Below are 20,906 nucleotides of genomic sequence, written 5' to 3'. Positions count from 1 at the left end.
GGGCATGGGCATGGACGCCGCCGAGCTGGCGCGGGTCAACCAGATGCTGGCCGACCCACCGGATTTCGGTGTGGCCTCGCTGTCGGCCGATTCCCGGCTCGGGCTGTTCGTGGTCGGTCAGCTGGCCGCGCGCCACGACATCTCGGTGCGGTTGAGCGAATCCGACTACGGCGGGGTCCGGGCCATCGTGCTGGTGCCGTCGAAGCTGCTGCTGGCGGGCGAGTCCGGGTCGGCACCACCCAGCGAACCCGTGACCGAGCCGCGGCGCCGGCCGGCGTTGCCCGCGTCCAGCGAACCGGCCACGCGCGCCGTGGAATCGGCGCCCGCGCCGACCGCGACCCTGCTGGCCCACCCGCCGCCCACGCCCACGCCGGCAGCACAGCCGGCCGAGCCGGTGCAGCGCACCGCCGACGGACGACCCGCTTTACCCCGGCGCAGCCGGCAGACCAGTCTCGCACCGCAATTGGCGCAGCCGGTCACCCCGCAGCCCGCCGCGCAGCGACCTCGTACCGCCGAACAGGCCCGAGATCTGATGTCGGCCATCGAAAACGGCACCAGACAAGGTCGCAAGCCGCTGCCCGCCGACGATCCCGTCGCGCCGGCACCGCCCGGCCCGACCCCGAAGGAACAGGAAGGCTAAGTGTCCACTTCCCCCGCAAGTGATCTCAACTGGCTGCTCGACGATCTGGTCGAGCGGCTGGCCGGCGTCCGGTACGCGGTCGTCCTGTCCACCGACGGTTTGCTGCTCGGTCATTCCAATGGGATCGTGCGCGAGGACGGTGAGCATTTCGCCGCCATGTCCTCCACGCTCTACGGTCTGGCCCGCAGCGCGGGCAGCCGGTTCGACGGCGGCGGAGTGCGGCAGGCCGTCATCGAACTCGACCGCGCCGTGCTGTTCGTGACCTCCGCCGGCGACAACGCCTGCCTCGCGCTACAAGCCTCGGAGAACGCGAATCTGGGCATGGTGGCCTATGAGATGAACCTGACCGTGCAGCGGGTGGGCAACTACCTGTCGACCACCGCGCGCAACGGCGCCGCCGAGGTCGAATCACAGGCGTGATGTGGTGAGTTCGGCATGACGCGTATGGGTGAGCCGTGGTTCGACGAGGCGGCGGGTCCGCTGGTGCGGCCCTACGCGGTGACGCGTGGGCGCACGATGGGCGCCGCCCACGATCTGGATATGCTCACCGCGGTCGTCGCGGCGCGTCCCGCACCGACCATGCGGCGTGTCGAACCCGAATACGCGCAGATCGTCGCGGAGTGTGTGCAGCCGCGATCGGTGGCAGAGGTGGCGGCCACCTTGAAACTGCCACTGGCAGTGACCAAGATTCTCGTCGGAGATCTGATCGGTGACGGGCACCTGATCTTCCGGGCTCCGGTGCAACCGGAGGCCGGGCCCGGCGACCTCAACGTATTGCGAGCGGTACTGGATGGAATCCGAAAAATTTGACCCTGCCCGGCTCGACCCGAACGGAGTGCCGCATCTGGCGGCCTCGGTGAAGGTTCTCATCGCGGGCGGATTCGGTGTCGGCAAAACGACACTCGTCTCTGCCCTGAGCGAGATCACGCCGCTGCGCACCGAAGAGATGATCACCGAGATGAGCGCCGGGGTCGATGACCTGTCCGGTGTCGAATCCAAGACCACCACCACGGTGGCACTGGATTTCGGCCGGATCACCATCGACCGCGATCTGGTGCTGTACCTGTTCGGTACGCCGGGACAGGACCGGTTCTGGTTCCTGTGGGATGAGCTGGCCCGCGGCGCGCTCGGCGCGGTGGTGCTCGCCGACACCCGCAGGCTCGGCAACTCCTTCGCCGCCATCGACTACTTCGAACGCCGCAAACTACCGTTCCTGGTGGGCGTCAACTGCTTCGACGGCGCGCCCCGCTACACCACCGACGAGGTGCGCGACGCTCTCGACCTCGATCCGGAGACCCCGGTGATGCTCTGCGACGCCCGCGACCGCGTCTCGTCGAAGAACGTCCTGCTCAGCCTGATCGAGCACCTCATCGACCGCGCCACCCGGGCCCACGTCACCACCTGATCATCCGGCGTGGTGAGAGGGGTGCGCCGTGGTTGTGCGTCGCCCACCCCAGAACGTGAGCCCGCCGCGGTCGGTGACCGGTGGCCGGATGGCCGGGCGCGCATCGGGGCGCCGGGCGGTTGATGCCGCGCGAACCCCGGTGCGGGCGAGGTCAGTTGGTGTGTCGTTCGGTGGCGAGGTGATGGCCACGGACACCGTCCACGGTGAGGTCGTCGAGGCAGCCGGTGAGGCGGCGTTCGGTATGCGGGCCGAGGGCCGGTTCGAGGACCACGGTCCAGCGGGTGCCGTCGTAGCGCGGGTTCCCGACGAGGCGGACGTGGTCGGCGATGCTGGCGCACTCCTGCCACAAGCGCAGCGCAGCGGCGTCACCGGGCGTTCGGGCGTCGGCATCGAAGTGGATGATCGTACGACTACCCGGTGGGCCGCTGTCGGTTTCGAATTTCATGCTCGCCGCCATCGCGGCGAGGCCGACCGACGTGATGATCGCCAGCAGCGCGATCACCAGGACCCGGCGCACCGCTCACCACCGCGCACCGGTCAGCGGACCGCGCAGCAGCCGCAGGCGGTCCGGTGGCGGGGTCAGGAAACCGGACTCGGGCAACTGCAGCCGCTGTAGGCCGGTGAGGATGCGGCGTTCGGCCGACGGGCCCGCTGTCAGCCGGGCCAGGCGCTCCACCAGCCACGCCACGCCGGTCAGCAGCACACCACCGGCGAGCAGGACCGGAACGAACACCCCCAGCCGGTCCGGGCGTGCCAGCCAGGCGAAGCCGACCCGCGACTGCGGTACCGCCGCGTGCACGATGCGGGCGGTGCGTTCGTGGTCGGCACGACCGCTGCCACCGCCGTCGCCGAGTTCCCGCTGGATCGCGCGCAACCGCTTGGTCAGCACCATCGCCACCAGCGCGATCTCGGCCGCGATGAACAGTGTCGCGGTGAGAATCGCCCGATTCCACTCCCAGCGATACAGGTACACGAACACATAGGTGCCGGTGGCGATCAGCGAGCCGACCGCCAGCAGCATCCCGAGACCACGCGCGTTCATCACCGGCCCTCCTGTTCCATACACACCCGCACCTGGCCGGTGCGCCCATCGAGTTCGACGACAGCGCCGTCGGGCAGCCGCCTGGTCGCCTCCGGATAGCCGACCACCACGGCTACGCCCTGCTCGCGCGCCAGAATGGCGACATGGCTGAGCGGGCTGCCGGTTTCGGCGATCAGCCCGGCCAGCCGCGGCACCACCACCGCCAGCCGCGGATCCAGATGCCGCACCACCAGCACCGACCCCTCCGGCGGCCGATCCCCCATGTGCACCACGCCGCGCCCGGATCCGCCGCCTGCCCCGATCCCGCAGTCGCCGGTCGCGGGGCTTCCGCCCACCGGGACCGGCCAGCCGTCCTCGGCGAGGCGGAATCGCGTCGGCAGATGCACGGCCTGGGTGGCCGACGCGTCGGCGGCGGGCCGTGCGCCATCGACGCCGAGGGCCGCGTCGGATCCCGCACCCGAAGCGGCTCCGGTCTGGCCCGGGACGTCGCCACCCGCCGCGTTATCGCTCGCGCCGGCCGACCGCGTGCGGCCGGTTCGAGCGACGAGGTCGTCGAAGCCGAGCATGGCGACCGATTCCGCCGAGTCGAGGGCACCCTCTGCGGCGAGGCGGGTGCCGAGCTCCCAGGCCGCGCGGGCACCGAGTTCCTGGACCCAGCGGCTTCGCAACCGTAAGGCTTCCCGTGCCAGTGCTAGGGCACCGGGATCGACCTCGGTGATCGGTGCGTAGTTCTGATCGAGATCCGGTGGCGCGGTGCGGGGCCCGATCCGGGGCGGGGTCAGCGCCAGCACCACCGGATACTCCTCGACCACGCGGTCGGCGGGCACGCCCGCGGCCCGTGCCTCGGTGAGCGCGGCCAGCGCCATCGCCGCCGCGGTGGGAGCGGATTCGCGGGGCCCGGCGAGCATGCCTGCCAGTGCCTCGTATCCGTGCAGTGCGGTCAATGCTGTGCGGGAGTTGTCCAGGACCGCGAGCAGTTGGGCTCGACTCAGCTCGACAGGCGACGGAACCTCGGCGAGATCGGTGTCCACCCGTTCGCAGATCCGCTGGGCGAGCGCGGGTATCGCGGCAGCGAGACGTCCCACCCGGATCGCGGCACCCAGTTTCCGCGCTCCGGGACGCGGGTCGAGCGCACCGAGCAGCCCGCGCCGGGGCCGCACCGCACCGAGCAGTTCCAAGTCGGCGACGGCGACGCCGAAGACCGCCGTGGCGACCGGCGACTCCCGGATGCGGCGCGCCGGTGCGGAACCGGTCAATTCCAGTGCCACTCGAAGCCCAGCCGCCAGCGGGGTCAGCCACAGGTCCTGTTCGAGCGGGCGTAGCGGATCGGGGAAGGTTTCGGCCAATGGGCCCGGGCCGAGGACCGGTCCGGTGACGCGTCCGTGCAGGGTGGTGATCGGCCGGGCCTGGAGCAATCGGACGTTTCCCGCGGCGTCGACCGCCCATTCGATGTCTTGCGGACCGCCGAACATCCGCTCGGCGCGCAACGCCATCCGGATCACCTTGCGCCGCACCGTCCCGGGCACACCGGGCGCGTCGTGGGCGAGGACCCGCCGTACTCGCCCGGATCGGGTGAGCAGCGCCGTCCATCCGTCCTCGGCGCCACTGACCACCGCATCCGGTCCGCCGCGCACCGCTGTGATCATCATCCGGTCGGTGCGACCGGTGACCGGGTCGGCTGTGAACACCACCCCGCCCCAGCTCGCCGGCAGGAACGGCTGCACCAGCACCGCCATCGCCGCGCCGCCCGCGGTGCCGGCGGCCGCGGGTGCGTCGGCAGAGGCCAAGACCCGCTCCACGGCCTCCTCGAAGTGCGGCCAGCCGCGCACACCGAGCACCGAGGTGAACATGCCGGCCATGGAGTGCTCGGCGCCGTCCTCGGCGACCGAGGACGACCGCACCACCAGCGGGCGAGTCCCGTCGCCGGACAGCTTGCGCCACAACAGTTCCGGCGAATGCTGCGGCTGCGACCAGGCTGTCGTCAGGACGAATCCGTCGAGGACCGGCAGCCCCATGGCAGCGGCCTCGGCGAGGGCCGCGGCCTTGGCGCCGGTCAGGTCCGCGTCACGGGCGCGTGGATCGGCGAGCGTGACGATGCCCGGACGGGTCGGGGCGGTGATGAGGGTCATCGTTGGCACCCTTCGAGATGGAAACGGCGTTGTTTCGATCGGCCCGGTGCGGTCAGAACCGCGCGGACGCGGGCACCCGTCGTGGAGGCGCGGGGGCGGCGCAGTGCTGGATCGGCGTCGACGCCATCGGTCCGGCCACAATGACCTCCTAAGAGGAGATAATTCCTCCGCTTACTTGAATTCCAGTGTTACGCCCCGACCCCTCGGCGTCAAGGAAGGAACGTTCGTTTTGCAGTCGCGCAGGTCACGACCGACACAGCTGGAGCTCACCTGCCATCCAGGGTAAGTTGGCCCGCTCATACGCCAGTATTGCTCGCGCACAACGTTATTCATCGGCAATGCCCTCGCGTTCGCCCGTTCGCGCACGCCGGACGACCGCCGCGCGGGTTCTCGCCCCGAGAGTTCGGGGCTGCCGCCGCCACTCCAGCCCGCCGATACTGACGGCACCTCGATTCGAACGGAGCCGTCATGGTTGTCTCCCGAGCATGCGCCGCAGTCCTCGTCACCGCCGCCCTCGTCACCGGAATGGGTATGGCCGCTCCCGCGGCGACGGCCGCGCCCACCGGCTCCGCCGATTCCGGTTCGGCGACCTATGCGCGCGAGTTCGTACAGTTGATCGTCTGCTTCTTCCGCGGTGAACTCGTGGGCTCGAAGGCGCCGCTGTGCTGAGCGCCCCCGGCCCGCGGCGGTCAGCGCAGTAGGCCGGCCTCGGCCAGTTCGTCGAACAGCAGCTGATCCACCGGCGGCACCAGGTGGCGGTCGCCGTAGCCGAACCAGGCCAGCGCCTCGATCTCACTGCTCGCGGTGAGCGTGCCGCGATATTCGGCGGTGTAGCAGCTCATCCGTACCGCGAAGGCGCCGTCGGCCGCCTCGTACACCCCGACATGGGCGGCCGTCTCGGGCAGCAACGCGACCGTCAGCTCCTCTTCGATCTCGCGGACCAGGGTCTGCAGATCGGATTCGCCGTCCTCCCGCTTGCCGCCGGGGATGTAGAAGACGTCCTTGCCGCGCGGCCGCGCGCACAGGATCTTGCCGCCCTCGATGCGCACCCACGCCACCGTATCGATGAGTTCAGCCACCAGCCCGTCGGTCACCGTCGCAGCCTATCGGCCCGGTGCCGACGCCACCGGGCCGATAGGGTCGTTCAGCGGCTGAGTCGCTGGAAACGACGCACCGCGAGCGGCAGGAAGATCGCCGTGATGAGGATCGGCCACACGACCGCCATCAGCACCGCGTGCTGTTCGATCCAGGAGTCGCCCGCCCCGACCGGGGTACCGAACAGTTCACGACTGGCCGCCACCGTGGACGAGATCGGGTTCCAGGCCGCGATCACGCCGAGCCAGTCCGGCATCAGCTGCGGGGCGACGAAGATCGAGGAGATCATCGTCAGTGGGAAGGCGACCGCGAACAATCCACCCGCGGCCTCCGGGTTCGGCACCAGCAGCCCGAGCCACACCCCGACCCAGATCAGCGCGAACCGCAGCCACAGCAGCAACAGGAAGGCCGCGATCACGCCGAGGATGCCGCCCTCGGGCCGCCAGCCGATGACCAGCGCGGTGAGCATCAGGATGGTCAGCTCGGCGCAGGCGACCAGCAGATCGGTGACACCACGCCCGGACACCACCGCCGAGGGCGACATGGGCATCGAGCGGAAGCGGTCGATCACACCGTTGGTGGCGTCGTAGACCATCACCGTCGCGGTGTTGATGAAGCCGAACGCCATGGTCATGGCGAACATGCCGGGCATCAGGAAGCTGCGATAGTCGCCGCCGCCCGGCACCGTCATCGCCGAACCGAACACATACCCGTATAGCAGCACCGACAGGATCGGGAAGCCGAGCTGCCAGGCGATGTTCACCGGCTGACGCTGGTAGTGGGTGAGCCCGCGGCGCACCACATTCCAGCAGTCGGCCACCACCCAGTAGGCCCGTGAGCGGGAGCGCACCGGCGCGAGATCAGCAGTCGCGGTCACGCCGCCGCCTCCTCGGTCGCGGCCCGATGGCCGGTCAGTTGTAGGAACACATCATCGAGGCTGGGCCGTCGTAATCCGATGTCCTCCACCGTGATCCCCTGGTCCTGAAGCGTGCGCGCGACCTCGGTGAGCGCGGCGACCCGGTCGACGACGGGCGCGTGCACGCGGCGTTCGGCGTCGTCGAGGTCGGGTTCGCCGACGCAGACCCTGGCCACCACCTTCGCGACGGCGGGCAGGTCGGCGATATCGGCGGCCACCACTTCGATGAGGTCGGCGCCGACGGTGTTCTTCAACCCGTCCGGAGTGTCGTCGGCGATCGCGCGTCCGGCGTCGATCACGGTGATGCGGGAGGCGAGCTTGTCGGCCTCCTCCAGGTACTGGGTGGTCAGCAGCACCGTCGTACCGTCGGCGACCAGCGCGCGCACCGACTCCCACACCTCGCCGCGGCTGCGCGGGTCGAGGCCGGTGGTGGGTTCGTCGAGGAACAGCACGTCCGGGGCGAGAATCATCGATGCGGCCAGGTCGAGCCTGCGCCGCATGCCGCCGCTGTATTTGCCGACGCCGCGGTCGGCGGCCTCGACCAGATCGAAGCGTTCGAGCAGTTCGGTCGCTCGGCTGCGGGCGCGACGGCCGCCGAGGTGGAAGAGCCTGCCGAACATCTCCAGGTTCTGCCGTCCGGTCAGCACTTCGTCGACTGCCGCGTACTGCCCGGTCAGCCCGATCCGGGAACGCACCTCGCGCGGATGGCGCGCGACATCGAGGCCGGCCACCGTGGCCCGGCCATCGTCGAGCCGGATCAGCGTCGACAGGATCCGCACGGCTGTGGTCTTGCCCGCACCGTTGGGTCCGAGCAAGCCGTGCACGGTACCGCGACGCACCGTCAGATCGAACCCGTCGAGTGCGTTCTTGTCTCCGTACCTCTTTCGCAAACCCTCGGCCACCACGGCGTATTCGCTCACACAACCCTCCGTACCCATGGAATGAACCAGAACTGAGTACATTGTACCCCATTACGCGTACGACGTACCCAGTTAATTTCTGGGGCCCCGGACGGGCGATAGGGTGACGACCATGGCGAGCACGGAAACCAGCGGCAGCGGCGATATCAACCGCACGCTCGAACTGCTGTGGGAAACCGGCCCCCGGCCGAGCCGAGGGCCGAAGCCGGGCCTGAGTCTGGACCGGATCGTCGAGGCCGCGGTGCAGGTGGCCGACGCCGAGGGCCTCGAGGCGGTCACCATGCGCCGCGTCGCCACCGAACTGGGCACCGGCACCATGACGCTGTACCGCTACCTGCCGGGCAAAGCCGAACTGCTCGACCTCATGCTCGACCGGGTCCAGCGCCCCGATCACGACGTGAGCGCCGCCGACGGCTGGCGGGCCGCGCTCGAGCAGGTCGCCCACGGGACGCTGGCGCTGTATCGCCGCCACCCCTGGCTACTCCATGTCAACCAGGCGCGGCCGATCCTGGGCCCCGGCGCTGTGGAGAGCATGGAAGTGATGCTGTCGGCGATCAAGCCGATGGGGCTGACCGATGTCGAACTGATCTCGGTGATCGTCCTGATCGACAACTTCGTCGTCGGCGCCGCTCGCGCGGAGGTCTTCCACCAGGAAGCACTGCGCACCACCGGGATGACCGACGCCGAGTTCTGGCAGGCGCAACTACCGATGCTCGAGCAGGCCATGAACAGCGGCCGGTATCCGACCATGGCCGGTCTCGAAGAGAATGCCTTCGACCAGGACTTCGATCACTTCGGGTTCGGGTTGCGACGCATCCTGGACGGGTTGGCGGATCTGGTCGAGGAACGCGCGCGCGGCTGATCGGCTCCGGGCAATGGTGCGGTCGATCCCGGAACCTGCCATGCCGTCGTCGGATCGACCCGTGTCGAATCGCTCGGGGAGGCGGGACTACGAGGCCGACGAATAGTGCGCCGCAGTATTGCTATTGGAGCGAGCACTCCTGGCATTACGCCGGCGGCCGGTCAGCTCGCCCGGAGGGTGAGGCGAGCGCGCCCGGTGACTTCGGCGAGATGGGCGAGTGCGTCGGCGAGCTCGGCGCGGGGCACGGGCGCGCCGTCGAACATGGCGACGGCGACCTCGTCCGCGTCGGTGAGTTCCCAGGTTCCGGCGATCCGACCGCGCGCGACCACGATCGGGGCGATCCAGCCGGCGGTCCGGCTCACTTGGGCACGATGCTGGGCCGGCAGCAGTTCCTGATCACCGGTGCCAGGTCCGAGCACGTACTGATCGAACGCACCGAGCAGGTGCACCGAATCGTCGGGTTCGGTGGCGGCGAGTTCGTCGGCGTGTTCGGCCAGGATGTAGGCGCGCCTGCCGTCGACATCGACCTCGGTGAGCTGCTCGCCCAGGTCGGCGAACCAGCCGCGCACCCTGGTCTTGCGGTGCGCACCCCGGCTGAGCCAGGCGTCGAACGCCTCGGGGGTGGCCGGGCCGTAGGCGCCCAGGTAGGCGGTGATCGCGGTGCGGGCGGCCACGTCGACGTCGGCCACCGGCCGCCAGCCGGGCAGGGTGGCCGGGCTGGTGAAACTGATCTTGCTGCCGCGCGCGGGCCCATGACACAGCACCCCTTGCCAGGCCAGCGGTTTGAGCAATGCGCCCCAGCCCGAACGGAGTTCGGTTTCGTGCACGGCGAACGCGGGGTCGGCGGCGATCTGGTCGACCAGTTCCTCACGGGTGAGGATCTGCGATTCGAGCAGCTCGCCGACTTTGTCCGCGAGGGCCGTCACCTGCGCGGGCGTGGCGCCGAAGGTGCGCTGCCAGGACGGTTTCTCCCAGGTCCGCGTGGCGGCGAGCAGGGTGAGACAGGCGGCGGCGGTGTCCGGGGTCATGGCGTGCAGGGTGCCGCGCATCGCCCAGGTCTTGATCAGCGCACCCTCGGCGAGTGCGCCCGCGACAGCGCCGGATTCGGGTGTGCTGGTGCGCAGCGCCGCCGCGAGTTCGGCCGAGGACGCCACCTGCGCTTGCAGCCCGCACAGCCGCGCCGCGATATCGACCACGCCCGCCGTCGCTCGCGGCCGCAGGTATTGCCGCCGCAGCCGCCATGCGAAGGCCTGATCCCAGCTCACCCTCATCCGAACACCCCTTCTCCTGCCGCTCGGCTTCCGGCCCGGCATCGTCAGACCCTAAACGCCGGCACCGACAATTCGCCCCGTCCTGCTACCACCACAGGTGCCGGCCAGCACGCCGGCGCGATGTGAGCCCGGTCGGATGCCCCTACCTCCCGCCAGGGTCGATATCCGCACACCCTGGGCGACGGCCGCTTCAGAACACACTCACGCAGAACAGCACACAGCCGGCGGCAGTCACCAATCCCCCGACGGTCGTCAGGATCACGCCGAGCAAGGCGGTCCTGGTGGTCACCCGGCGCATCGCGCCCGCCGGCGCGGCCAGCCGCTCAGCGCGCGCCAGCACCGCCGTACTCGCAGCGCCCAGCGCGCCCGCCGGAGTCCGCGCGCCGGCGTCGACGATGGCGAGCAGACCGCCGAGCAACGACTCGCGGCCGTGTTCGCGGGCGGCGGCGTCGTCGGCACACATTTCCAGCAACCGGCCGACCTCCGCCGAACCATGCCGCAGCACACCGAGGCGCGGAGCCATCGCGGCGATACCGGTGAGGGCGGCGCTCAACACGCCATGCCTGCCGGACAGATGGGCGCGTTCATGCGCGAGGACAGCGGCGAGCTGGTCGTCGGTGAGCGCAGCCAGCGCACCGGTGGTGACGACGATGGTGTCGGGTCGTCCGGGAACCGCATAGGCCTGCGGTTGCGGCGCGTCCAACACGACGGCGGGAAGCCCGGGCATGCGGCGTCCGACCATGCGCACCGCCCTGGCGTGCGCGCGGGTCCGCCGTCGCATAAGCAGCAGCATCCGGACGCTACGCCATCCCAGCGCCCCCGCGGCCACGGCCACCAGGATCGCCAGCGCGAAGGTGACCAGGCGTCCGGCCGGGTGGTCGTAGGGATGCACGGGCATGCCGAACACCGCGTAACAGGCGCGGATGGCCTCGTCGGAATGCCGCCACACGGTGGCATGTTCGATCACGAACACGACGGCCGCCGCCACCCAGGCGGCCAGCGCGCTCGCCACGGTCACCACCCACGCCAGCACACCGAGGCGCGGCGCGGTCCCGCTCCGGGTGAGCCGGCGAAGTACCGGAGGACCGGCGACGGCCACCCCGGCGCCGTACAACAGCAGCGTCGTCGCGAGGCTCACGCGGGTCCAGGGGATTTGCGCGCGGTCAGCCGTCGCAACGCGGCCCGCAGGCCCGCGGACTCTTCGTCGCTGATCCGGTCGACGAAATGGCTGAGCACCAGATCGGAGCGGCCGCCCGAGCCCAGCGCCTCGAGCATCAGCCGGGCGCTGTGTTCCTCCCGGGTGAGCGTGGGCCAGTAACGGTAGGCCTTGCCGGCGCGCTCCCGGGCCAGCCAGCCTTTGCGATGCAGGTTGTCCATCGTCGACATGACCGTCGTGTACGCGATATCGCGGGAGGCGCACAACTCCTCGTAAATGTCGCGGACGCTGGTCGTCTCGGTGTCCCGATCCCAGATCCGATCCATGATCACCGCTTCGAGATCACCGAACCCACGCACCGTGCCGACTCCCTCATCACTGGCCCGCATCCGTCTCATCGTGCGCTCAGCGTACTCGCCGACCACCATTGCTACGTACCCGAACCGTAGATCGGCAAACTCCGGGCAGCGAAACCTGTCGGACCCGCATGCGAACATATGTTCGTGTCCGATCCCGCGCCCACCGCCGCAGGCCGGGCGGCCGAGCCCGCAGGCTCGCGCCGTCCGCGGATCGCCGCGCGCGCGGACGCCTCGATCCTGCATGCCGATCTGGACTCGTTCTACGCCTCGGTCGAGCAACGCGACGATCCCGCGCTGCGGGGCAGGCCGGTACTCGTCGGCGGGGGCGTCGTGCTCGCCGCCAGCTACGAGGCCAAAGCACTGGGCGTGCGGACTCCGATGAACTCTGGCCAAGCGTTGCGACTGTGCCCGCACGCGGTGGTGGTGCCGCCGCGGATGTCGGCCTACGCCGAGGCCAGCACGGCGGTCTTCGAGATCTTCCGCGACACCACTCCGGTGGTGGAAGGCATCTCCATCGACGAGGCCTTCCTGGACGTGGCGGGCCTGCGCCGGATCGCGGGCGCGCCGCAGGGCATCGCCGAAAGGTTGCGCGCCCGAGTGCGCGCCGAGGTCGGTTTGCCGATCTCGGTGGGCATCGCGCGCACCAAATTCCTGGCGAAGGTGGCCAGCGCCGTCGCCAAACCCGATGGCCTCCGCCTGGTGGAACCCGATCGGGAACTGGAATTCCTGCATCCGTTGCCGGTCGAGCGGTTGTGGGGCGTCGGCGTGGTCACCGCAGCGACGCTGCATCAGCACGGGATCACCCGCGTCGGGCAGCTCGCCGAACTCGGCGAATCGGGCCTGCGCTCGATGCTCGGCCCCGCCGCGGCCCGGCATCTGTACGCCTTGTCATGGGCCCGTGATCCCCGCCGAGTCGAGACCGGTGTACGCCGCCGCTCGATCGGAGCCCAACGCGCGCTCGGCCGCCGCCCGCGCCCGCCCGAGGAACTCGCCGCCTACCTCTACGGTCTCGTCGACCGGCTGGGCCGGCGCCTGCGTGGTGCGCGCCGGGTATCGCGAACGGTGGTGCTGCGCTTGCGTTTCGACGATTTCACTCGTGCCACCCGCTCGCACACCCTGGCCGAGGCGACCGACGACACCGAAACCATCCGGTATGCCGCTCGCATCCTGTTCACCGCCGCCCTGCCGCTGATCCAGGAGCGCGGCATCACCCTGATCGGGCTGGCGCTGACCAATCTGGAGGACGCCGATGCTGTGCAGTTGACATTGCCCTTCGAGGCCCGCCCCACCGCTCCCTTGGACGCCGCCCTCGACGATCTGCGCCGCCGTTTCGGTTCCGGCGCCGTCACCAGGGCGGCGCTGCTCGGCCGCGGCGAAGGGCTGTCGGTGCCGCTGCTTCCCGACTAGACCGGCGAACCGCCGCACACCATTCGCCGCCGTCCAGCGGCCGGTGAGGTCAGCGCGCCGCGGTGGGCCGCTTGTCCATCAGCCGCAGAATCAACGGCGTGAAGATCAGCTGCATGGCCAGCTCCATCTTCCCGCCCGGCACCACGATGCAATTGGGTCTCGACATGAACGAGTCGTGCAACATCGACAGCAGATAGGGAAAATCGATCACCTTCGGATCGGCGAAGCGGATCACCACGAAACTCTCGTCGGCTGTCGGAATGGACCGTGCGATAAAGGGATTCGAGGTGTCCACGGTCGGGACCCGTTGAAAGTTGACGTAGGTGCGGGAGAACTGCGGGCAGATGTACTTCACATAGTCGGGCATGCGGCGCAGGATCGTGTCGATCACGGCCTCACTGGAATAGCCGCGTTCGGTCTTGTCCCGGATCACCTTCTGCGTCCACTCCAGATTCACGATCGGCACCACGCCCACCAACAGATCGGTGTAGCGCGCGACATCGACGGTGTCGGTGACCGCCGCGCCGTGCAGCCCCTCGTAGAACAGCAGATCGCTGCCGGGCGCCAGATCCGCCCACGGCGTGAACGTGCCCGCGGGCAGGCCGAAGGGTTCGGCTTCCTTGTCGTCGTGCAGGTACCGGCGCACCGCACCCACCCCAGTCTGGCCGTAGTCGCGGAACAGGCGCTCCAACTCCACCAGCAGATTCGCTTCCTCCCCGAAATGGGAGAAGGTGGTGTTGCCGTTCTGCTCGGCCTCGGCCATCGCCAGTTTCATCTCGTCGCGGTCGTAGCGGTGGAACGAATCGCCTTCCACGATCGCCGCGGTGATGCCCTCCCGGCGAAAGATCTCCTGGAACGTTCGGGTGACGCTGGTGGTGCCGGCACCGGAGGATCCGGTGATGGCGACGACGGGATGCTTGACCGACATGGGCCCCTCCTCGATGACCGGACAACAGAATCGACGCCGCTAGCGCCCGGCCGAGCGGAACAGCGAGCGGGTGCCGAACAGCGAGGTGTCGAAATTCGGGCCGGCGTCGGGTTCGCGGTGGTACCGCTCGATCCGCTCGACCTCGTTGCGCGAACCGAAGATCAACGGCACCCGCTGATGCGGATCATCGGGCGTCACCTCGAGCACCCGGGCACGGCCGGTGGACGCGGCACCGCCGGCCTGTTCGACGATGAAGGCGATCGGGTTGGCCCCGTACAGCAGCGATACCCGCCCCGGCCCCGCCGCCGGACGAGTATCGCGCGGATACAGATACACCCCGCCCCTGGTCAGAATGTGGAAGGTGTCGGCGACCAGCGACGCCACCCAGCGCATATTGAAGTCGCGGCCGCGCGGACCGTCCACGCCGTCGAGGCATTCGTGGACGTAACGTCGTACCGGGCGTTCCCAGAAACGCTCGTTGGCCGCGTTGATCGCGAAACCCGAGGTGTCCTCCGGGATGCGCATGCGCGGATGGGTCAGGACGAACGCGCCGATCTCGCGGTCGAGGGTGAAGCCGTCCACCCCGCGGCCGGTGGTCAGCACGAGCATGGTGGCCGGTCCGTAGAGAGTGAACCCGGCGCACACCTGCCGGGTGCCCGGCTGGCAGAAACCGTCCGGCTCGGCGCGCAGCACACTGAAGATGGTGCCGACCGGCAAGTTCACGTCGATATTGCTCGAACCGTCCAGCGGGTCGAAGGCGAGCAGATACTTGCCGCGCCGCCGCCCCTGCGGAACCCGATGCACCTCGCTGAACTGCTCCGAGAGCAACGCCGACAGATGCCCGGTCCATTGCGTCTCGCTGATCATGATCTCGTTGCTCAGCGCGTCGAGTTCACGCCGCGCCGTCGGTGGATCACCCGGTTCGGCGCCGGCCCTGGTGGCCAGGATCGCGCCACGGGTCACCTGGTTGGCGATCAGTTTGGTCGCTGTCGCCACCACATTGACCAGGGCCGAGAACTCACCGGAGGAGCCGGGATGCCGGTGTTCCTCCTCGATCGTGTAGCGGGTGAGCGTCTTCCATCCTTCGGGCATCGCGCGGTGCTCTCCTCACCCGCTGGGCTCGGCCGAGGGCAGCGGGCCGAACACACTGCTGCCGTAGACATCGGCGTCGGTCAACGTGATCAGGTCCGCCTTGGTGAGCGGGCGCTGTAGCTCGACCAACCGCCGGGCCTGGCGCAGCCGGCAGCGGTCGATCGCGTTGCGCACGCTGCGCGCGTTGGAGAACCGCGGCCGGCTCATGCGGGCGGTCAGGTAGTCGGCGAACGCGGTGTGCGCGGCATCGTCGAACCGGAAGTTCTCCCCCGCCACCATCAGCTCGGCGATCCGCAGCAGTTCGGCATGGGTGTAGTCGTCGAAGGCGAGATGATGCGCGACCCGTGACGACAATCCCGGATTGGCGGAGAAGAAACGATCCATCCGATCGGGATAGCCGGCGAAGATCACCACCAGGCTGCCGCGTTCGTTCTCCATCTCCTGCAACAGGATCTCGATGACTTCCTGGCCGTAGTCGCGTTCGTTCTCCGGCCGGAACAGGTAGTAGGCCTCGTCGATGAACAGCACTCCGCCCGCGGCCTTGGCCAGCGCCTCCTTCGTCTTCGGTGCGGTGTGGCCGATGAACTGGCCGACCAGATCGTCGCGGGTGACGGTGTGCACCTTGGGCGTGCGCACATAGCCGAGCGCGTGCAACATCTGCGCCATCCGCAGCGCCACCGTCGTCTTCCCGGTGCCGGGGCCGCCGGTGAAGCTCATGTGCAGGGTAGGACGTGAGGATTCCAGTCCGAACCGAGCGCGGGCGCGTTCGATCAACAGCAGGGCCGCGATCTCGCGCACCCGCCGCTTGACCTTCGTCAGCCCGACCAGTTCGGCGTCCAGGGCGGTCAATACCTGCTCGACATCGGCGGTCGCCACATCCGCGGCCAGATCGAGGACGGCATCGGCGGCCAGTACCTCCTGCGGCGCGTTCGCCGCCGAGTCCGCGGGCACCGCCCGCACCGGCCGGGGATCCTCGACCCCTGGCCGATGCAACCGGAAACCGGTGGAGGCGCGTTCAGTCGGCATACCGAGCACCGGACCTGGCCTCGGCGGCGTAGGAGTGCAGGCTGTAGCGCTGACGCCGGTCGGAACCCTCGACCCGGTTCAGGGCGAAGCCCGGTTCATCCGGTGGGCGCTGGACCAGGAAACTCAGCGCCGTCGTCTGCCTGCCGTAGCTGGCGTCATAGGCCAGTACCCGCACATAGTGGCGCGGGAAAGTGGCCCGGCAAGCGTTGATCTCGGCCAGCACACCGTCGGGTTCGTCGAGATCGAACAACGGCAGCCCCCACATCTCCCAGTAGGCATTGCGCGGATGCGGATCGTCGGTGTACTCGATCGAGACCGGCCAATTGTTGAGCAGGGCATAGCGGACCTGGGCGCCGATCTCGGCGTCGGTCAGGTCGGGCAGATACGAGAAGGCTCCGTGACGCAGATACATGGCATGTCCTCCAGTGGTATTCGCCGCTCAGTGGGTCGCCGTCGGCACCGCGTCGGGTGCGTCGGTGGAGGTGTAGTCGAAGCTGACTTCACCCCAGGTCGCCAGCGCAACGTCGAGCGGACGATTGGCTGCGGCCGCTTTGCGTAGCACCTCCGGTCCCTCGCGGAGCAGATCGCGACCCTCGTTGCGGGCCTGCACGATCGCTTCCAGGGCCACCCTATTGGCCTCGGCACCGGCCGCTATTCCCAGCGGATGACCGATGGTGCCGCCGCCGAATTGCAAGATCACGTCATCACCGAACAGCTCCACCAGTTGGTGCATCTGGCCGGCGTGGATACCACCGGAGGCCACCGGCATCACCCCGGGCAGGCTGGCCCAGTGCTGATCGAAGAAGATCCCGTTGGCCGGTGCGGTGGGGATGACGTTGTCCCGCAGCGTGTCGTAGAAGCCTTTCGTGGTGGCCGGATCGCCCTCGAGCTTGCCGACCACGGTGCCCGCGTGCAGATGGTCGACGCCGATCAACCGGCACCATTTGGCCAGCACCCGGAAACTCACCCCGTGGGTCTTCTGCCGGGTGAAGGTGGAGTGGCCGGCGCGGTGCAGATGCAGTAGGACACCGTTGCGCCGCGCCCAGTGCGACATCGACTGCATGGCGGTGTACCCCACCGTCAGGTCCATCATGATCACGACGCTGCCCAATTCTTTGGCGAACTCGGCCCGCTCGTACATCTGCTCCATGGTGGCGGCGGTGACGTTGAGGTAGTGACCTTTGATCTCGCCGGTCTCGGCCATCGCGCGGTTCACGCCCTCCATCGCGAACAGATAGCGGTCACGCCAGCGCATGAACGGCTGCGAGTTGATGTTCTCGTCGTCCTTGGTGAAGTCGAGCCCGCCCTTGCACGCCTCGTACACCACCCGGCCGTAGTTACGCGCCGACAGCCCGAGCTTCGGCTTCACCGTCGCCCCGAGCAACGCCCGCCCGTACTTGTTCAGATATTCGCGCTCCATCACCGTCCCGTGCGGCGGTCCCTGAAAGGTCTTCACATACGCGACCGGAATCCGCATATCCTCGAGCCGCAACGCCAGCAATGGTTTGAACCCGAAGACGTTGCCGATCACCGAGGATGTGAGATTGGTGATCGAACCTTCCTCGAACAGATCGAGGTCGTAGGCGATGTAGGCGAAGTACTCGCCGGGCCGGCCGGGCACCTCGTCGATGCGATAGCACTTGGCTTGGTACTTGCTGTGCGCGGTGAGCCGGTCGGTCCACACCACCGTCCATGTGGCAGTGGATGATTCGCCCGCGACCGCGGCGGCGGCCTCGATCGGATCGACGCCGGGTTGCGGAGTCACCCGGAACACGGCCAGCACATCGGTGTCCGACGGCTGGTAGTCCGGGGCGTAATACCCCATCGAGGCGTAGGACTGGACGCCCGGATCCCAACGGTCTCGTTCGGTGTCGTCGGCCATCATTCCTCCTGCTCACGGGGGTGAACGCCTTGCGATGTCCAGGATGACGGCGCCGCGCAGGACAAACAATTTGAATGTTTGCCGAAAAACTCAACCGTTTCCTCAGGTTTGCTACCGTCTGACGATGGGGAGAGTAAGTGCGGCAAGGATGGAAACCTTCCTGGTCGTCTCCCGCACCGGCAGCATCCGCCGCGCCGCGAGCGAACTGCACGTCACCGAGGCGGCCGTCTCCGCCGCCGTCGCCCATATCGAGAAACAACTGGGCGCCAAGCTGATCGCCAAATCCGGCCGCGGCATCACCCTCACCGAGGCGGGCCGGATCTACGCCGACTACTGCCGCGGCATCCTCGGACTGATGCAGGAGGCGCACGCCGCGGTCCGCCGCGCCGAATCCGGGCGGCTGCGCATCGGCGTGGTCGCCACCGCAGGCGAGTACGTGCTGCTGCGACCGCTGGCCGGGTTCCGCAACCGGTATCCGGACATCGAACTGAGCCTGTCGATCCATCCGCGTGATGTGCTGTTCCTCGAATTACAGCACCACGAAACCGACCTCGTCATCGCCGGGCGCCCACCCCGCGACGCCGGGCTGGTCACCCGCGCCCGGCGTCCGAGCCGGCTCGTGGTCGTCGGCGCCGCCTCGCGCGCCTGCGATCCGATGCGCGCCACCTGGCTGCTGCGCGGGCGCGGCTCCGGCACCAGGGAAGCCACCCTGAGCCTGCTGGCCCAGCTGCAGATCGAACCGCCCACCCTCACCCTCGGCTCACACGGGGCGGTACTCGCGGCCGCGCGGGAGGGGCTCGGCGTCACCCTCATCCACGGCGACGCCGTCGGCGAGCACCTCGGCTCCGGCGCCCTGCGCGTGCTCCCCGTCGACGGCACCCCGCTGGATCGTCCCTGGCATGCCATCACCACCCGCAGCCCCAGCCCCACCACCCGGCTGTTCCTCGCGCACCTGCTCGACCCCGCGCAGGTGGGCACCGACGCCTTCCGGCCGGCCTGAGCGCGACCCCGAACCGGCGACTCGCACCGAACGACACGGCCGATCTCGGCGAACGTGCCACCAACCACCGCGCCCCGGACGTACCATGCCGACGTGGCCGATGCGAAAGATCCCGCCGCGCTGCGGGTCCTGGTCTACAGCGACGACGCCGACACCCGGAGCCAGGTGATGCTGGCCCTGGGCAGGCAGCCGCATCCGGACCTACCCGAGCTGGAGTACCTCGAGGTCGCCACCGCCGATGTGGTGATCGAGCAGATGGACGCCGGCGGAATCGATCTGGCCATCCTCGACGGGGAGGCGACCCCCGCGGGCGGACTCGGAATCGCCAAACAGCTCAAGGACGAGCTCGCGCACTGCCCCCCGCTGCTGGTGCTCACCGGACGTCCGGACGACGAATGGCTGGCCCGGTGGTCGCGCGCCGAAGCCACAGCCACGCACCCGATCGATCCGATCCAGCTGACCGACACGGTGGTCGGCCTGTTGCGCGGTCGTCCGGCCGCCTGAACTGCGAAGACGACGCGCCCGCGGATTACCCCCGTTTCGGTCATAAATGTCAGTGCCTAATTCGATCAAAGACCGCGACGAATCACCGGGTCCGGCCCCGAATCGGTTGTAGGCTGTGCTCTAGCTCACATGAGCGCGGGAGATGACATGACCACCCGCAACGCCAGGTTCGGATCAGCCCACCCTCGCCCACCACGGCGATGACGCGACCCCGGCGCCGCGGACCACCGCATCGACCGCCCGCACCCCGTTCGAGGACGGACGGCAACCCCGCCCGCTCGGCGTTCGCAAGGAGGGGAAGTGCAGTCGTGAATACCGAGGTGCCGATTCTCGTACTCGGCGCGATCGCTACCGTGTTCGCGCTGGGCTCGGTCGCCATCGCGACCCTCATCGGGCCGAAACGCTACAACCGGGCCAAGCTCGAACCCTACGAATGCGGCATCGAGCCGACACCGCACGCCGTGGCCGGCGGGCCGGGAAACGTTACCGGGCAACGTTTCCCGGTGAAGTACTACCTCACCGCGATGCTGTTCATCATCTTCGATATCGAGATCGTGTTCCTGTATCCGTGGGCGGTCCACTTCGATTCGCTCGGTCTGTTCGGTCTGGCCGCGATGGCACTGTTCATCGTCAATGTCTCGGTCGCCTACGCCTACGAATGGCGCAGAGGCGGCCTGAGCTGGGACTGAGCAGACCGGCGCCGAACGTTCGCACCGCGCTCCCCGCGCCGCGGGGACGATCCAGGAGAAGCAGTCGATTATGGGTCTCGAAGAAAAACTGCCCAGCGGTTTCGTGCTCAGCACCGTCGAATCGATGGCGGGCTACCTACGCAAAGGCTCGCTCTGGCCGGCCACCTTCGGGCTGGCCTGCTGCGCCATCGAGATGATGGCCACCGGCGCCGGGCGATTCGACCTCGCCCGGTTCGGGATGGAAGCCTTCCGTGCCTCCCCACGCCAGGCCGATCTGATGATCGTCGCGGGCCGGGTGAGCCAGAAGATGGCGCCGGTGCTGCGGCAGGTCTACGACCAGATGACCGAACCGAAATGGGTGCTCGCCATGGGCGTCTGCGCGTCCTCCGGCGGGATGTTCAACAACTACGCCATCGTCCAGGGCGTCGACCACGTGGTGCCGGTCGACATCTATCTGCCCGGCTGCCCGCCGCGGCCGGAGATGCTGCTCAACGCGATCATCGCGCTGCACGAGAAGATCCAGCAGATGCCGCTGGGCGTCAACCGCGAGGAAGCCATTCGCGCCGCCGAACAGGCCGCCCTC

24 protein-coding genes and 1 pseudogene are annotated in these 20,906 nt (G+C 68.9%); 11 read left to right on the top strand and 14 right to left on the bottom strand.

From position 1 onward, the window contains the following. From RJ05_RS31390 to RJ05_RS12055, 4 genes and pseudogenes are all read left to right on the top strand, one after another. Nucleotides 1-640 (top strand): annotated as a pseudogene (locus RJ05_RS31390) (sensor histidine kinase); the annotation flags it as partial. Continuing rightward, entirely contained in the window at nucleotides 641-1,060 is a 420-nt protein-coding gene (locus RJ05_RS12065) for a roadblock/LC7 domain-containing protein (RefSeq protein ID WP_036536935.1), read from the top strand. A gap of 15 nt (nucleotides 1,061-1,075) precedes the next feature. Continuing rightward, nucleotides 1,076-1,450, top strand: a complete 375-nt coding sequence (locus tag RJ05_RS12060) for a DUF742 domain-containing protein (protein WP_036536933.1) — start codon at nucleotides 1,076-1,078, stop codon at nucleotides 1,448-1,450. Then, nucleotides 1,431-2,045, top strand: coding sequence for a GTP-binding protein (locus RJ05_RS12055; RefSeq protein WP_051016468.1), 615 nt, complete (start codon nucleotides 1,431-1,433; stop codon nucleotides 2,043-2,045). Before RJ05_RS12060 ends, RJ05_RS12055 begins: the two co-directional genes overlap by 20 nt. A 151-nt stretch (nucleotides 2,046-2,196) precedes the next feature. Here RJ05_RS12055 and RJ05_RS12050 read toward each other — a convergent pair whose 3' ends face one another. From RJ05_RS12050 to RJ05_RS12040, 3 genes are read right to left on the bottom strand one after another with little or no spacing between them, the layout of a single operon-like run. Further along, nucleotides 2,197-2,562 carry a hypothetical protein gene (locus RJ05_RS12050; protein ID WP_036536927.1) on the bottom strand — a complete coding sequence of 122 codons (366 nt, stop codon included), beginning with the start codon at nucleotides 2,560-2,562 and terminating at the stop codon, nucleotides 2,197-2,199. A gap of 3 nt (nucleotides 2,563-2,565) precedes the next feature. Beyond that, a complete protein-coding gene (locus RJ05_RS12045; RefSeq protein WP_036536925.1) occupies nucleotides 2,566-3,087 on the bottom strand; it encodes a hypothetical protein in 522 nt (173 codons plus the stop codon). Further along, nucleotides 3,087-5,216 carry a PEP/pyruvate-binding domain-containing protein gene (locus tag RJ05_RS12040; protein ID WP_051016467.1) on the bottom strand — a complete coding sequence of 710 codons (2,130 nt, stop codon included), beginning with the start codon at nucleotides 5,214-5,216 and terminating at the stop codon, nucleotides 3,087-3,089. Before RJ05_RS12040 ends, RJ05_RS12045 begins: the two co-directional genes overlap by 1 nt. Nucleotides 5,217-5,684: 468 nt before the next feature. On the opposite strand from RJ05_RS12040, the gene RJ05_RS12035 reads away from it, so the two are divergent. Further along, a complete protein-coding gene (locus tag RJ05_RS12035) occupies nucleotides 5,685-5,885 on the top strand; it encodes a hypothetical protein (protein WP_036536922.1) in 201 nt (66 codons plus the stop codon). 20 nt (nucleotides 5,886-5,905) lie between these two features. Here the strand turns inward: RJ05_RS12035 and RJ05_RS12030 are convergent, their stop codons facing one another. Genes RJ05_RS12030 through RJ05_RS12020 form a run of 3 tightly spaced genes read right to left on the bottom strand, consistent with a single transcriptional unit; the run spans nucleotide 5,906 to nucleotide 8,165 of the window. Next, nucleotides 5,906-6,310 carry an NUDIX hydrolase gene (locus RJ05_RS12030; RefSeq protein ID WP_211357615.1) on the bottom strand — a complete coding sequence of 135 codons (405 nt, stop codon included), beginning with the start codon at nucleotides 6,308-6,310 and terminating at the stop codon, nucleotides 5,906-5,908. Between the two features lie 50 nt (nucleotides 6,311-6,360). Continuing rightward, a complete protein-coding gene (locus RJ05_RS12025; protein ID WP_051016465.1) occupies nucleotides 6,361-7,188 on the bottom strand; it encodes an ABC transporter permease in 828 nt (275 codons plus the stop codon). After that, nucleotides 7,185-8,165, bottom strand: coding sequence for an ATP-binding cassette domain-containing protein (locus RJ05_RS12020; protein WP_174343927.1), 981 nt, complete (start codon nucleotides 8,163-8,165; stop codon nucleotides 7,185-7,187). The genes RJ05_RS12025 and RJ05_RS12020 overlap by 4 nt, the downstream gene beginning before the upstream one ends. Before the next feature lie 94 nt (nucleotides 8,166-8,259). Between RJ05_RS12020 and RJ05_RS12015 the strand changes: the two genes are divergently transcribed. Next, entirely contained in the window at nucleotides 8,260-9,009 is a 750-nt protein-coding gene (locus RJ05_RS12015) for a TetR/AcrR family transcriptional regulator (protein WP_036536917.1), read from the top strand. 161 nt (nucleotides 9,010-9,170) lie between these two features. On the opposite strand, the gene RJ05_RS12010 is transcribed toward RJ05_RS12015, so the two are convergent. The 3 genes from RJ05_RS12010 to RJ05_RS12000 all read right to left on the bottom strand — a co-directional run bounded on the left by RJ05_RS12010 (nucleotide 9,171) and on the right by RJ05_RS12000 (nucleotide 11,825). Then, nucleotides 9,171-10,280, bottom strand: a complete 1,110-nt coding sequence (locus tag RJ05_RS12010; protein WP_036536916.1) for a DNA glycosylase AlkZ-like family protein — start codon at nucleotides 10,278-10,280, stop codon at nucleotides 9,171-9,173. A gap of 190 nt (nucleotides 10,281-10,470) precedes the next feature. Further along, entirely contained in the window at nucleotides 10,471-11,418 is a 948-nt protein-coding gene (locus RJ05_RS12005) for a M56 family metallopeptidase (protein WP_036536914.1), read from the bottom strand. After that, nucleotides 11,415-11,825 (bottom strand): BlaI/MecI/CopY family transcriptional regulator, encoded by a 411-nt coding sequence (locus RJ05_RS12000; RefSeq protein WP_014351457.1) that lies wholly within the window; start codon nucleotides 11,823-11,825, stop codon nucleotides 11,415-11,417. Before RJ05_RS12000 ends, RJ05_RS12005 begins: the two co-directional genes overlap by 4 nt. Nucleotides 11,826-11,933: 108 nt before the next feature. Here RJ05_RS12000 and dinB point away from each other — a divergent pair, with 108 nt between their 5' ends. Beyond that, nucleotides 11,934-13,202 carry a DNA polymerase IV gene (gene dinB / locus RJ05_RS11995; protein WP_249040498.1) on the top strand — a complete coding sequence of 423 codons (1,269 nt, stop codon included), beginning with the start codon at nucleotides 11,934-11,936 and terminating at the stop codon, nucleotides 13,200-13,202. Nucleotides 13,203-13,251: 49 nt separating this feature from the next. On the opposite strand, the gene RJ05_RS11990 is transcribed toward dinB, so the two are convergent. From RJ05_RS11990 to RJ05_RS11970, 5 genes are read right to left on the bottom strand one after another with little or no spacing between them, the layout of a single operon-like run. Continuing rightward, nucleotides 13,252-14,130: a phosphoribulokinase gene (locus RJ05_RS11990; protein ID WP_036536913.1), complete on the bottom strand. Its 879-nt coding sequence runs from the start codon at nucleotides 14,128-14,130 to the stop codon at nucleotides 13,252-13,254. 39 nt (nucleotides 14,131-14,169) lie between these two features. Continuing rightward, nucleotides 14,170-15,222 carry a class 1 fructose-bisphosphatase gene (locus RJ05_RS11985; RefSeq protein WP_036536911.1) on the bottom strand — a complete coding sequence of 351 codons (1,053 nt, stop codon included), beginning with the start codon at nucleotides 15,220-15,222 and terminating at the stop codon, nucleotides 14,170-14,172. Between the two features lie 15 nt (nucleotides 15,223-15,237). After that, on the bottom strand, nucleotides 15,238-16,248 hold the full coding sequence (locus tag RJ05_RS11980) for an AAA family ATPase (protein WP_036536909.1): 1,011 nt from the start codon (nucleotides 16,246-16,248) through the stop codon (nucleotides 15,238-15,240). Next, complete coding sequence (locus RJ05_RS11975) at nucleotides 16,238-16,660, bottom strand: ribulose bisphosphate carboxylase small subunit (RefSeq protein WP_036536908.1); 423 nt, start codon at nucleotides 16,658-16,660, stop codon at nucleotides 16,238-16,240. Before RJ05_RS11975 ends, RJ05_RS11980 begins: the two co-directional genes overlap by 11 nt. Nucleotides 16,661-16,687: 27 nt before the next feature. Further along, entirely contained in the window at nucleotides 16,688-18,130 is a 1,443-nt protein-coding gene (locus RJ05_RS11970; protein WP_036536941.1) for a form I ribulose bisphosphate carboxylase large subunit, read from the bottom strand. Nucleotides 18,131-18,254: 124 nt separating this feature from the next. On the opposite strand from RJ05_RS11970, the gene RJ05_RS11965 reads away from it, so the two are divergent. The 4 genes from RJ05_RS11965 to RJ05_RS11950 form a co-directional block, all read left to right on the top strand. Continuing rightward, nucleotides 18,255-19,130, top strand: coding sequence for a LysR family transcriptional regulator (locus RJ05_RS11965; protein ID WP_228783770.1), 876 nt, complete (start codon nucleotides 18,255-18,257; stop codon nucleotides 19,128-19,130). Nucleotides 19,131-19,223: 93 nt separating this feature from the next. Continuing rightward, entirely contained in the window at nucleotides 19,224-19,634 is a 411-nt protein-coding gene (locus RJ05_RS11960; RefSeq protein ID WP_036536939.1) for an Rv3143 family two-component system response regulator, read from the top strand. 308 nt (nucleotides 19,635-19,942) lie between these two features. Then, complete coding sequence (locus RJ05_RS11955) at nucleotides 19,943-20,323, top strand: NADH-quinone oxidoreductase subunit A (protein ID WP_036536903.1); 381 nt, start codon at nucleotides 19,943-19,945, stop codon at nucleotides 20,321-20,323. A gap of 70 nt (nucleotides 20,324-20,393) precedes the next feature. Beyond that, a partial coding sequence (locus RJ05_RS11950) for a NuoB/complex I 20 kDa subunit family protein (protein WP_036536901.1) occupies nucleotides 20,394-20,906 on the top strand: 513 nt, incomplete at its 3' end.

It is taken from the genome of Nocardia cyriacigeorgica NBRC 100375 (assembly GCF_000308555.1).
In the GTDB taxonomy this organism is placed as follows: Bacteria; Actinomycetota; Actinomycetes; order Mycobacteriales; family Mycobacteriaceae; genus Nocardia; species Nocardia cyriacigeorgica.
The sequence above is the reverse complement of the archived record's forward strand: the minus strand, read 5'-3'. Positions and strand labels throughout refer to the sequence as shown.